We start from the raw sequence: 12,633 nt of genomic DNA, 5'->3' as shown, positions 1-12,633 counted from the left end.
TGATTTATTAACTGCAACAGGAGCAATTATCAACTGCCCGGTAATTACACAACCGGGAGCAAGTGTAATAGGTACTCAAATCGGGTCTCCTCGTAATAATTAATTAAGCATTAAAAGAACTTATATATATCTAAAGCTTAGGAGAATAATTCTCCTAAGCTTTTTTATTGATTATATTTTACCTTCATAATTAACTAGAAAAGAATTAGTTAATAATTAAGGATAACTTTTGAAAAATGAATTCTTGATTTTGGTTATTTTTGAATCTCCTTTGTAAGGGATGATTTTCTAGAAATACTTCTTTTTATGTACTTAGTTTTTGATACTGAAACCACCGGGTTACCAAAACGATGGGATGCCCCTATTAGTGACACAGATAATTGGCCAAGATGTATCCAGATTGCATGGCAATTACATGATGCTATGGGAAATTGTATTGAACACCAAGATTATCTGGTAAAACCTGATGGGTTTAATATTCCATATGATGCCGAAAAAATTCATGGTATTTCTACAGAGTTAGCAGAACAAGATGGTATTACACTAGAAGAAGTTCTTGAAAAATTTAATATAGCCCTATCAAAGACTAAATTTGTTGTAGGGCAAAATGTTGGTTTTGATGTAAATATAATGGGGGCCGAGTTTTATCGCTTAGGCGTAGAAAATGACTTACAAAATCTTCCGGTTCTTGATACTTGTACAGAAACTACTGCTTCGCTTTGTCAGATCCCAGGTGGCCGTGGTGGTAAATTTAAGCTTCCAACACTTACTGAGTTACATCAACATCTTTTTGGTGTTGCTTTTGGAGAAGCCCATAATGCCACTGCTGATGTAGAAGCTACTACACGATGTTTTCTTGAGCTAATTCGTAAACAAATTTTCACACAGGAAGAACTTGATGTAGAATCAGATTACTTTCAAAATTTTAATAAAGCACACCCAGAACCGATCCAACTTATCGGTTTAAAGCATATTAATCTCAAAAAGGCTTCGCAAAAAATACAAGAAGCTCTTACTAAACAAGGATCATCTGATCTATCTCAGGAAGAGATTAATAATAATATTGCAGCACTAGAAGAAGCTAATTTTGCACACCTTCATAACCATACTCAGTTCTCAGTACTTCAATCTACTACTAGTATTCCTGATCTGATTAAAATTACAGCAAAACACAAGATGAATGCAGTTGCCATGACCGATCATGCAAATATGATGGGAGCATTCCATTTTGTTCAAGGCGTTGCTAATCATAATAAAAGTGTAAAAGCTGCAAATGCAGAAGCTATAGAAAATGGGCAGGAACCTGAAGGAATAGAAATAAAGCCTATTGTAGGATGTGAGTTTTTTGTTTGTGAAAATCACACCGACAAATCCAGAAAAGATAATGGATATCAAATCGTATTGTTAGCCAAAAACAAAAATGGATATCACAATCTAGCCAAGATGTCCTCTACCGCTTTTGTCAATGGATTTTATTATATCCCAAGGATTGATAAAAAAGTCATACAACAGTATAAAGAGGATATTATCGTGCTTACAGGAAACTTATATGGCGAGGTACCTAGTAAAGTTTTGAATATTGGCGAAAAACAAGCTGAAGAAGCACTTTTGTGGTGGCACGAGGAATTTGGTGATGACCTGTATATTGAGATTATGCGTCATAACCAAGAAGATGAAAATAGAGTAAATCAAGTACTCATTGAATTTGCAAAAAAACATAATATAAAGACTGTAGCATCTAACAACACCTATTATTGCGAAAAAGAAGATGCTAATGCCCATGATATATTATTATGTGTAAAAGATGGGGAAAAACAAGCTACCCCCATCGGTCGCGGTAGAGGATATCGATATGGTTTACCAAATCAAGAATATTACTTCAAAACTCAGGAAGAGATGAAAGCATTATTCAAAGATTTGCCAGAAGCCATTATAAATATTCAGGAGATCATCGATAAGGTTGAGCCTTTTGAACTTGCCAGAGACGTTCTCCTTCCTGCTTTTGATATCCCCGAAGAGTTTCAGTTTAAAGAAGACCAGATTGATGGAGGTAAACGTGGAGAAAACAAATACCTGAGACATATCACTTATGAAGGTGCAAAAAAACGTTATGGAGAGATCACTCCAGAGATTGATGAACGCCTGGATTTTGAATTAAAAGTAATTGAAAAAACGGGATATCCTGGATATTTCCTGATTGTGGAGGATTTTATCAGAGCGGCACGAGGCATGGATGTTTCTGTAGGTCCTGGACGTGGGTCTGCTGCAGGATCAGCTGTAGCTTACTGCTTATGGATCACCAATCTAGATCCTATAAAGTATGACCTGCTTTTTGAGCGTTTTCTTAATCCGGATCGTGTAAGTATGCCAGATATCGATATCGATTTTGATGATGAAGGTCGTGGTCGGGTGATGGATTATGTAATCGAAAAATATGGTGCTAATCAGGTAGCACAAATCATTACTTATGGTACAATGGCAGCAAAATCCTCTATACGAGATACTGCACGAGTACTAGACCTACCTCTTGGTGATGCCGATCGAATTGCCAAACTTATTCCTAATATGTCTAAGTTAGGAAAGATTTTTGGTGTTGACGAGGCTGTACTAAAGAAAAAATTTAGAAGTGATGAATTAGAAAAAGTCAATGAACTCCTAAATATAGCAGAAGGTAGTGATCTTGAAGCAGAAACTTTAAATCAGGCACGTGTACTGGAAGGGTCTGTTAGAAACACAGGAATACATGCTTGTGGTGTAATTATCACCCCAGATGATATTACCAAATTCGTTCCCGTTGCTTTAGCAAAGGATTCTGATATGTATTGCACCCAGTTTGATAACTCGGTAGTAGAAAATGCAGGATTACTAAAAATGGATTTCCTGGGATTAAAGACATTAACACTAATCAAGGACACTGTTAAAATTGTAAAAGCAAAACATGGAGTAGAACTCGATCCAGAAAACTTTCCTCTAGACGATGAGGAGACATATGCACTGTTCCAGCGAGGAGAAACTGTCGGGGTGTTCCAATATGAATCCCCTGGGATGCAAAAATACATGAAGGAACTAAAGCCTACTGTTTTTGCAGATCTTATTGCAATGAACGCTTTATATCGCCCTGGACCTCTAGAATATATCCCTAGTTTCATTAATAGAAAACATGGTACCGAAGAAATTATCTATGACCTTGAGGCTTGCGAAGAATACCTGAAAGAAACTTATGGAATCACGGTATATCAGGAGCAAGTGATGTTGCTTTCGCAAAAACTTGCTGATTTTACAAAAGGTGAAGCCGATGTATTGCGTAAAGCAATGGGTAAAAAACAAAAAGCGGTTCTGGATAAGATGAAACCCAAGTTTATCTCTCAAGCATCTGCCAAAGGTCATGCCGAGGATAAATTAGAAAAAATATGGAAAGATTGGGAAGCTTTTGCTGCCTATGCTTTTAACAAATCTCACTCCACATGCTATGCCTGGATTGCATACCAAACAGCATACCTTAAAGCACATTATCCCGCAGAATATATGGCTGCTGTACTTTCTAATAACATGAATGATATTAAACAAGTTACATTCTTTATGGAGGAATGTAAACGTATGAAACTAGACGTTTTGGGCCCTGATGTAAATGAATCCTATCGTAAATTCTCGGTTAACAAAGATGGTGCGGTACGTTTCGGGATGGGAGCTATAAAAGGAGTAGGAACAGGAGCAGTAGCAACAATCGTTGAAAATCGAAAAGAGGACGGCCCATATAGATCTATTTTTGATCTTGCCAAACGCATTGATCTTCGCGCAGCAAATAAAAAAGCATTCGAAAGTTTAGCTCTTGCAGGAGGGTTCGATTCTTTTTCCGACACCCATAGAGGACAATATTTTCACGAAGAAGGCGATGGCGTCACATTTCTAGAAAAAGCAATGCGTTATGGATCCAAATATCAAGAGAGTGAGAATTCATCACAAGTAAGTTTATTTGGAGAAGCAAGTGACGTACAAATCCCAGAACCTATAGTTCCCCCCTGTGAAGAATGGGGTACAATGGAAAAACTGGCTCGAGAAAAAGAGGTAGTAGGAATATATCTTTCTGGACATCCTCTGGATGATTTTAAATACGAAATGAAATATTTTTGCAATGGTACCCTTCTTAATTTTGCTGATCTGGAAAGCAATGTCAACAGAGAAATTTCTTTTGGAGGGGTTATCACAAATGTAGAACACCGTACCTCAAAAAACGGAAAAGGCTGGGCTACTTTTTCTATCGAAGATTATAACACTGCACACGAATTTAGAATTTTTGGTGAAGATTACCTTAAACATAGACCATTTCTTGTAAAAAGTACATTTGTTTATGCAAAAGCATTTATAAAGGAGGGATGGGTCAATCGTGATACCGGTAAAAAAGGAGATCCGAGAGTACAATTTAATAGTTTTCAATTATTACATGACGTAATGGAGACCTATGCAAGAAAATTAACCATACAACTTGATATTAATGACCTTTCTGATCATAGAATCGATGGATTAAAGAATTTGTTAACTGACCATTCTGGTAATCATACTTTAAATTTTGTAATATTCGAAATGGCAGAAAAACTAAAACTACATATGCCTAGTAGAAAACAGAAAGTAAATATATCACCAGAACTACTGGCTGCTTTAGAAAATGATGCAGTGTATTATAAACTAAATTAATCAAAAAAACTAGTGGCCCAATTTTCTGCTTCTTCCAGAGTTGTGAAAAAAGTAAAAGCTTCATCCCACAAGGACTGTTCTTCCATAGCTCTTTGCATCTCTTCTGGATCATCAGAAACTATGGCAAAGCCTATCATATTTTTTAATATTCTGCCTTTATACACATTAAGATCAATATCGTGAGGAAATTTTCTATGGGTAATTAATATAAAGTTTTTTCCCTTATAGTAACTTTCTAAAATAGATGTGATCTCCGCAGCTATTTCTATGGTCATAGCAGACCCCTCATGCATCACTAAAATCACATGAGTATCCTTGAAAAAAAGATCACAATAAGGTAGTTGGGTTTCTCTCATTATCTTTGGCTCATACTCACAAATATAATGTTAATTTTATTTTAAAACATTTCTTTTGTCACTAGAATATGCTTCTTTTTCATGTTTTTCAAAGTGCATAGGCTAAATTGTATTTTAAATCTTTAATTTTATTTTACCTTTGGTATCAGAAAATCAAATGGCTCAATAGTCAAAACAAATATTACGTGTGTAAGCTTTAGCAGAATAATTGACTAATTTTGTGAACATTAAAAATAAGTAAGAATTTTTTAAACAATAAATAACTATGGCACTAGAAATAACCGATGCTACTTTTGATGAAGTAGTACTTAAAAGTGATAAACCTGTATTAGTTGATTTTTGGGCAGCTTGGTGTGGTCCTTGTAGAATGGTAGGCCCAATCATTGAACAAATTAGCGATGAATATGATGGCAAGGCCGTTGTAGGAAAAGTTGATGTTGATGCTAATCAAGAATTTGCAGCTAAGTATGGAGTAAGAAACATTCCAACTGTTTTAGTTTTCCAAAATGGAGAAGTAGTAGGTCGTCAAGTAGGAGTTTCTCCTAAAAATGTATACGCAGAAGCACTGGATTCACTTTTGTAAGAGAATTCAATTAGATATAAAAAAAGGTTTGGTCAATGATCAAACCTTTTTTTATGAATACTATTTTGTAATACGTATATTGTTGACATCAATCAATTGACATAGCCACTCATCTTTCATACAAAAGATTACATCATGGATATACAAAAAGAGATCAACAAAACCGGTGGATTTACTAACTTGGAGCTACTTGCAAAACAAGTTGTAGAAGGCTTTATCTCTGGCATGCACAAAAGTCCCTTTCATGGTTTTTCTGCAGAATTTGCAGAACACAAAGTGTATAATAATGGTGAAAGCACAAAACATATTGATTGGAAACTGTTTGCCAAAACTGATAAACTGTTTACCAAGCGATATGAAGAAGAAACAAACCTTAGATGTCATATCATCATTGACAACTCTTCTTCAATGCATTATCCTGCTGTAAAAGAACATCATTTAGGATCTTTGAATAAAATCAGTTTTTCAGTTCTTGCTACGGCTTGTTTGATGAATATTCTTAAAAAACAACGTGATGCTATAGGTTTAAGTATCTACAGCGACGAATATGATTATTATGCTCCAGAAAAAGGTAGTGAAAGACATCATCAGATGTTACTTAACACGTTAAACAAAACCATACTTCATCAATCGAATAATAAAAATACAGATACTTTTAAATTTTTACATTTAATAGCCGAGAAAATACATAGGAGATCATTACTATTTTTATTTACCGATATGTTACAAGCTTCATCTAACCCAGAAAAGTTATTTGAAGCGCTCAGGCATCTTAAATACAATAAGCATGAGGTTATCCTATTTCATACTTTTGATAGTGAAAAAGAATTAAACTTTGATTTTAGTAATCGACCTACCCGTTTTGTGGATGTAGAAACTGGTGATTTCATCAATTTATATGCAGACAATATCAAAGATAATTATCGAAAAGAAGTGTCATCTTATTTTTATGATTTGAAAATGAAATGTGCTCAGTACGGCATTAAGTATGTTGAAGCAGATACCACTAAAGATTTTGACAAAATATTAACCACCTATTTTGTTGAAAGACAGAAATTTGCTTAAACAAAAAAATATAATTGCAAAAAAAACAAAAAAAATATTTGCGGGTATTAAAATGAGGTGTATATTTGCATCCGCAATAAGGCCTTGGTCTGGTAGTTCAGTTGGTTAGAATACCTGCCTGTCACGCAGGGGGTCGCGGGTTCGAGTCCCGTCCAGACCGCAAAATTGCAAAAGCTTCAATTAACATTGAAGCTTTTTTTGGCAATTAAAAATGTTGTGTTGTCTCACGCTAAGCGTGAGTGGTTTCGTAGTAAACCGATGAGAAGCTTTTCCATATAAACTTGGAGAGGCTTTTTTTAATTGCTACCTAAGCAAAGTTTATAATGCACACTAAAAGACTAATTAAATCAAGCCTAAAAATTATATAAGCACAATTTTAGGCTTGATCCAGTTTAAAAATTATTGCATTAAGGTTTTAAGAACTTTTCTTTTTGTTCCTTTATTTAACTCAAGTATATAGATTCCCTTTGGAAAACCTTGGGTAGAAATTACCGAAGTAGTTAAAACACCTTTTTTAACGATTTGACCTGATAAATTATATAATATATACATTACATTTTCAACATCTCCATGTAGCTCTAAATCACTTCCTCTGGTAGGGTTTGTATATACAGCAATCCTTAATTCTTCCTCATTTCCATGCTTAGTTGATACTCCGCTTGTAGAAGCCATAACTATAGGAGCAACCGAACTAGCTCCCGGGTTGCCCCCAGAACATAAAGCTCTAAATACAAAATCATAGTTCGTTCCTGATTGCAACCCTTTAATAGTAACAGAAGGGTTTCCGGCTTCGGCCGCAGCATAACTAACTGCTCCAGAGTTTATATTTCCGGCAAAAACACCTTGCGGAAATGCTCTTAGTTCAAATCTCCTGGTATCAGTACTCGAATTATCAAAAGAAAATGTAATCGAATTTGCAGTTGTGTTAGTTACTTTTAATCCGGTAGGTGCATTGCTACAATCTAATGTAGATGGTGTAGTAGTATTTATATTAAATTCTGCACGATCAAAATTAAACAAGAACCCCGCTGATCCTGTATACGTAAAACGAATTTTCTGAACCCCTGCAACCAAATCTAAATTTGCAGTCACCGGGGTATTATAAGTATGCCATGCATTATTTACAGGTACTGCTAGTGTTGCTAAATTTGTTCCTCCGACTGAAACCACAACATTACCCCCGACTCCGTTTGAAGAAGTAAAAATATCTAGCTTATACGCTCCTGTTTCAGCAACATTGATATCATATTCGGTATAATTATTATTTCTTATGAACCCAAGATTTTGTCCTCCTCCAGGAGTGTTTTCAGTTTTTACATCTCCATTTTTAACTACATAATTTTCTACTTGAATAACTCCCGGAATTGCGATACCTGTTGGTGGCGGTGGCGGTGGTGTCCCCGAGCAATCATTAAGTCCACCAATATTAGCAGGTAGCGAATTAGTTCCCAAACACATATCTACTATGTTATTAGCAATAATATTAGGATTAGTTTTATTTGAAGCTGTAGTAGAAACTTCGTCAAATAATGACATATTAGCTTCTGGGATAAATTGATTATTGCCATTCCCCATTAAAGGAGCTTTTACCTGCTTAATATTTGCGCTTGTATTAGTACGGTAAAATATAGAGTTGTTTAGTGTAACTCTTGAAGGCACTGTGCTCTGCCAAAACATGATATCATTGGCAAAAGTTCCATTTCTAGGTTCATTTTTATAAAAAGTACAGTTATTAAATGACCCTGATTCTGGTATTTTTTGTAAAAAAACAGCTCCTTGTTGTGGTGCATCTACAACATTGAGAAATTTAGTGTTTGCAAAAGTACAGTTACTAAATTCAAAATTATTAATTAATCTAACATTGGCTTGTCCTACTTCATTATTATCAAATACAGAATTGGTTAACTTCATTTTAGCACTATCCCCATGAAAAACAACACATCCTGCAAAAAAAGCTCTTTGAAAGTTACTTACACCTGCATAATTATTATATGTATTGTCTTTAAACTCACAATTATCAATAACTAGAGCTGGTTCATTGGTAGGATAGCCTGGTGAAGACCCAAAAACCGGAGCTATAAATACTTCCATTACTGATACTTTTACATTTGCAGAATTTCTGGTAAAACTAGTTCCATAGATTTCAAGAGGTTTTGTTGTTCTATCCACTCGTAAAGCACCAGCACCCTCTACTACATCCATATAACCAGTAGTCGATTTATATCCATTAGATAAATTAGAGTCAAAAGAACTATTGATAATAGTAAGTCTTTCAATTGAAGTTGCTCCTATGGCTCCTCCTGTAACTGCCTGGTTGTTTTTGAAACTACAACCAAATACCTCTGCAGTACTTTTGTTGTTAATTCTAATTGCTGCACCGTTTTGGTTTTCACCTATACCTTTAAAATGTGATACCTTATTGTTAATAAATTGGCAGTTTCTTACTCTTAAAGATGCAAAAAATGATCCGGCTTGTGCTACTTCTATCGCACCACCACCAGAACGAAAGATACTCTTAAGATTTGCTTGAGAGACTCCTTTAAAGTTGGCATTTGTCAACTTTGCATCTTGAATTACTAAATTAACACTACCCCTAATCAAAAAAAGACTAGTATTGTTTTGACCATCAAATGTGATATTCTTTCCTTGAATTACAATTGTTCTTACTTTATCTCTATTTTGGTATGACGGATTAAGATGAATAACATTGTTAAAATTAATAGTGGCTGGAGCAGTATTATTGAAACGAAGAATTCCACCATTATTATCCAGAAGAGTTTTTAGCGCTGTTTCCAGGTTACCAAAAGTAGGATCAATTACTATTTGATCTATATTAGAGTTCACATTGAGCGGCACTGCATTGGGCATTTGTGAGGGATTACTTGGATTTCTCCCATAGGCTTCCCATAATGCATTGGCGGCTTGTCGGTGTGATTCAATTACTTGTGCTATACTTAAGTTAACACAGAATAATACGATCATAGTACTAATAAATGTTTTGTGTTTCATGGTTTAAAAGAGTTTAGTTTTAAGAATAAACGTATTAAATACGTTTTTATGTTTGATAATTGATTAGATATAGAACATAAATAAAAAGCAATAGTAAATCAGGAGGGATTTTTTAATTTAAAATAGCTTCTATTAAGTTAAATTCTAAAACACATTAAGCCTTGCAACTAATCATTTAAATTCAAATACCCCAGAATTCAGGGGATTCTAATATGTTTTTTATCAATATCTTAGACTCATATAAAATCAAAGAAATGAAAACCAATATTAGTTCTATCGTATTTTCAACAGCTATTGTTATTTCGTCCATTGTTCTAGGAAACGCATACATGAATCGAAATAAACCAGAACGAACAATTGCGGTGACTGGACATGGAGTTACAAATTTTACTTCAGACCTGATTGTATGGGAAGGAGAGTTTACTAAATCAAATACTGACTTACAGCAAGCTTATATTGATCTTAAGAAAGATAAGAAAGTAGTAATGGATTACTTAACAACTCATGGAATCGATGCTACTACAGCGGTTTTTAATGCCGTGATAACAGATCGTAAAACACAATCCAACTACTCTGCTACCGGAACATACATAGGAGAAAATTTTATTGGTTATGAACTCTCTCAAACCATAATGATAAGCTCAAATGAAGTAGAAAAGATCGAAAAAATATCAAGAGAAATTACAGAACTACTTAATAAAGGAGTGCAGTTTTATTCAAAAAAACCTCGATACTATTATACAAAACTTGCAGAACTAAAAATTGAAATGATATCAAAAGCAACAGAAAACGCTAAATTAAGAGCTGAGAAAATAGCTGTGAACTCAGGATCAGAACTAGATGAATTAACGGTTGCTAAAATGGGGATTTTTCAAATAACCGGAAGGCATTCTGGTGAAGATCATTCTTGGGGAGGTGCATTAAACACTTCGTCTAGAGAAAAAACTGCTTCTATCACTACAAAATTAACATATACTCTAAAATAGTGCTCCCCAATTTTCCCATACTTTAATAAAATAAAATATCAAAAAACCAACAGATACAATAAACTTAAGAAAAGTACCTGCCAGAAAACCAATAAAAGAACCAAAAGCTGCTTTAAGCGCCTTTGAAGACTCACTACTATCTCGTATAAATTCTCCTATAAAAGCTCCTGCAAAAGGACCTACAATGATGCCAAATGGTCCCATAAATATAATTCCGACAATAAGCCCCAGAGAGCTGCCAATCATCCCATATTTTGTACCTCCAAACTTTTTTGTGCCTAAAGCAGGAACAATATAATCCAGCACCCATACAACAAGGGATATGGCCAAAGTAATTCCTAAAAATGTCCAGTTTTGTGGAATAACATCAGTAAAATGAATAATCAACAATCCTATCCATGAAGTAAATGGCCCTGGTAACACTGGTAGAAAACTTCCTATTATCCCTAAAAGACAAAATAAAAGACCAATTATGATTAATGCTATATCCATATTCTTTTGCTTATATGACGATAATGTTTCTGATTTGTTACGCTAATATGATTTAACTCTACACTCATGCTTTTAATTTACCTAATATAGCTTTAAATACATTTTTATTTAATTATTTTGTTTCTGAAAATTATAATCAACATTTAATTGATATAAAACTACCCCCTAAATTATGCAATCTTTTTTAGTATTATCCATCGCGTTAATGATGTCCACTATTTCTTTTTCGCAAAGTAATTTTACTACTATAAAATGCAAAAGCGAAACAAATCAACGTCTCATAAAGAATTGTATCACTAATGAAATCAAAGCATTTGTAGATACTAATTACGACATCCCTAGCGTATTATCTTACACTAAACCTGGTCTTAATAGAATTTATACTCGATTTAAAGTAGACCAGAAAGGTAAAATCATAGACATTCAGGCAAAAGGATCTGCTATGCAACTAGAACTAGAAGCTATAAGAACATTACAATCGTTCCCAAATTTGATCCCAATACCAAAAGAAGTTTCTAAAGAACAGATTTTTGAAGACATTTTCACCTTACTCATTACTTTTAATGCTGAAGGACCCAAAATTGATTTACCACAAAAAAGATTAACGGGTAACGACTGATTCGATATACTCTTCTCTTATTGGGAATATTTTTTTTGATTTTTTTCAACTAAAAAATTAGTTATAACTAAAAAATTAGTTACATTTGTTTCATTCAACTAAATATTTAGTTAAAAAGACAATGAAACAACTTACAAAAGCCGAAGAAGAAGTTATGCAATGGCTATGGCAATTAGAAGAGGCCAACGTGGCTTCTATTATAGATAAAATGCCTGAGCCTAAACCTGCATACAATACAATCTCTACTATTATTAGAATTCTGGAGAATAAAGAATTCGTATCCCATCGCAAAGAAGGCAAAGGGTATATCTATTTCCCTAGGGTTAAAAAGGAGGAATACAGTAACCAATCACTCAATAAGTTGATGGATAATTACTTTAATGGATCTTTTAGAAACATGGTTTCTTTTTTTGTGAAAAAGAATGACATGGATGTCAAAGATCTTGAGAAGATCTTAAAAGAATTAGACAAAGAAAAATAATCCTCATGCTGCATTATATTCTCCAAATACTGATTTTTCAGATGCTGTTTTTAGTAATTTATGATCTACTTCTTAAAAAAGACACATTTTTTAATTGGAACAGATTATACTTAATTATCACTCCAATATTATCTTTTATCTTACCCTTTGTAAAGATTGAATCCTTTAAAACAACAACATCACAAATATATGCCTCTCAAGTAGAAAGGGTAATTACCATTTCTACTGAAGGCTTAACTTCTTTGGGCACTACAGAAATCCATCAAAACCCAACAAATTAGTGGTTATTCGCTTATTATATTGGTGTAGGAATAAGTTTATTGTTACTTCTTTTTAAACTTTATAAGCTT

10 protein-coding genes and 1 tRNA gene are annotated in these 12,633 nt (G+C 34.0%); 8 read left to right on the top strand and 3 right to left on the bottom strand.

The window, feature by feature from the left end; translation table 11 throughout:
• The first annotated feature begins 306 nt into the window (after positions 1-306).
• Complete coding sequence (dnaE, locus tag FOF46_RS25075) at positions 307-4,692, top strand: DNA polymerase III subunit alpha (protein WP_143918356.1); 4,386 nt, start codon at positions 307-309, stop codon at positions 4,690-4,692.
• On the opposite strand, the gene FOF46_RS25070 is transcribed toward dnaE, so the two are convergent.
• Positions 4,689-5,048, bottom strand: coding sequence for a hypothetical protein (locus FOF46_RS25070; protein WP_109434217.1), 360 nt, complete (start codon positions 5,046-5,048; stop codon positions 4,689-4,691). The two genes, dnaE and FOF46_RS25070, sit on opposite strands and share 4 nt — an antisense overlap.
• A gap of 265 nt (positions 5,049-5,313) precedes the next feature.
• Between FOF46_RS25070 and trxA the strand changes: the two genes are divergently transcribed.
• The 3 genes from trxA to FOF46_RS25055 all read left to right on the top strand — a co-directional run bounded on the left by trxA (position 5,314) and on the right by FOF46_RS25055 (position 6,856).
• Positions 5,314-5,631: a thioredoxin gene (trxA, locus tag FOF46_RS25065; RefSeq protein ID WP_103865399.1), complete on the top strand. Its 318-nt coding sequence runs from the start codon at positions 5,314-5,316 to the stop codon at positions 5,629-5,631.
• 135 nt (positions 5,632-5,766) lie between these two features.
• Complete coding sequence (locus FOF46_RS25060) at positions 5,767-6,696, top strand: DUF58 domain-containing protein (protein ID WP_109434218.1); 930 nt, start codon at positions 5,767-5,769, stop codon at positions 6,694-6,696.
• Positions 6,697-6,782: 86 nt separating this feature from the next.
• A tRNA-Asp gene (locus FOF46_RS25055) sits at positions 6,783-6,856 on the top strand.
• A gap of 239 nt (positions 6,857-7,095) precedes the next feature.
• Here the strand turns inward: FOF46_RS25055 and FOF46_RS25050 are convergent.
• Complete coding sequence (locus FOF46_RS25050; protein WP_143918355.1) at positions 7,096-9,705, bottom strand: carbohydrate-binding protein; 2,610 nt, start codon at positions 9,703-9,705, stop codon at positions 7,096-7,098.
• Positions 9,706-9,959: 254 nt separating this feature from the next.
• On the opposite strand from FOF46_RS25050, the gene FOF46_RS25045 reads away from it, so the two are divergent.
• Positions 9,960-10,691 carry an SIMPL domain-containing protein gene (locus FOF46_RS25045; RefSeq protein ID WP_143918354.1) on the top strand — a complete coding sequence of 244 codons (732 nt, stop codon included), beginning with the start codon at positions 9,960-9,962 and terminating at the stop codon, positions 10,689-10,691.
• On the opposite strand, the gene FOF46_RS25040 is transcribed toward FOF46_RS25045, so the two are convergent.
• Positions 10,683-11,183: a DUF456 domain-containing protein gene (locus FOF46_RS25040; RefSeq protein WP_109434220.1), complete on the bottom strand. Its 501-nt coding sequence runs from the start codon at positions 11,181-11,183 to the stop codon at positions 10,683-10,685. The genes FOF46_RS25045 and FOF46_RS25040 overlap by 9 nt on opposite strands.
• 172 nt (positions 11,184-11,355) lie before the next feature.
• Between FOF46_RS25040 and FOF46_RS25035 the strand changes: the two genes are divergently transcribed.
• From FOF46_RS25035 to FOF46_RS25025, 3 genes are all read left to right on the top strand, one after another.
• The gene (locus FOF46_RS25035) at positions 11,356-11,802 is read left to right on the top strand and encodes a hypothetical protein (RefSeq protein ID WP_143918353.1); all 447 of its coding nucleotides are present in this window, start codon (positions 11,356-11,358) and stop codon (positions 11,800-11,802) included.
• 121 nt (positions 11,803-11,923) lie between these two features.
• Positions 11,924-12,283, top strand: coding sequence for a BlaI/MecI/CopY family transcriptional regulator (locus FOF46_RS25030; RefSeq protein WP_109434222.1), 360 nt, complete (start codon positions 11,924-11,926; stop codon positions 12,281-12,283).
• Positions 12,284-12,288: 5 nt separating this feature from the next.
• The gene (locus tag FOF46_RS25025) at positions 12,289-12,564 is read left to right on the top strand and encodes a hypothetical protein (RefSeq protein WP_143918352.1); all 276 of its coding nucleotides are present in this window, start codon (positions 12,289-12,291) and stop codon (positions 12,562-12,564) included.
• Positions 12,565-12,633: the final 69 nt, after the last annotated feature.

Origin of the sequence: Aquimarina algiphila, assembly GCF_007489275.1 — a bacterium.
Taxonomy (GTDB): domain Bacteria; phylum Bacteroidota; class Bacteroidia; order Flavobacteriales; family Flavobacteriaceae; genus Aquimarina; species Aquimarina algiphila.
Note: the sequence above shows the minus strand (reverse complement) of the source record. Positions and strands in the feature narration are given on the sequence as shown.

Bases quoted from the DNA above. Each gene is read 5' to 3' on its own strand.
- FOF46_RS25025 (WP_143918352.1), top strand. From the start codon at position 12,289: ATGCTGCATTATATTCTCCAAATACTGATTTTTCAGATGCTGTTTTTA.
- trxA (WP_103865399.1), top strand. From the start codon at position 5,314: ATGGCACTAGAAATAACCGATGCTACTTTTGATGAAGTAGTACTTAAA.
- FOF46_RS25060 (WP_109434218.1), top strand. From the start codon at position 5,767: ATGGATATACAAAAAGAGATCAACAAAACCGGTGGATTTACTAACTTG.
- FOF46_RS25030 (WP_109434222.1), top strand. From the start codon at position 11,924: ATGAAACAACTTACAAAAGCCGAAGAAGAAGTTATGCAATGGCTATGG.
- FOF46_RS25045 (WP_143918354.1), top strand. From the start codon at position 9,960: ATGAAAACCAATATTAGTTCTATCGTATTTTCAACAGCTATTGTTATT.
- FOF46_RS25070 (WP_109434217.1), bottom strand. From the start codon at position 5,048: ATGAGAGAAACCCAACTACCTTATTGTGATCTTTTTTTCAAGGATACT.
- FOF46_RS25035 (WP_143918353.1), top strand. From the start codon at position 11,356: ATGCAATCTTTTTTAGTATTATCCATCGCGTTAATGATGTCCACTATT.
- FOF46_RS25050 (WP_143918355.1), bottom strand. From the start codon at position 9,705: ATGAAACACAAAACATTTATTAGTACTATGATCGTATTATTCTGTGTT.
- FOF46_RS25040 (WP_109434220.1), bottom strand. From the start codon at position 11,183: ATGGATATAGCATTAATCATAATTGGTCTTTTATTTTGTCTTTTAGGG.
- dnaE (WP_143918356.1), top strand. From the start codon at position 307: ATGTACTTAGTTTTTGATACTGAAACCACCGGGTTACCAAAACGATGG.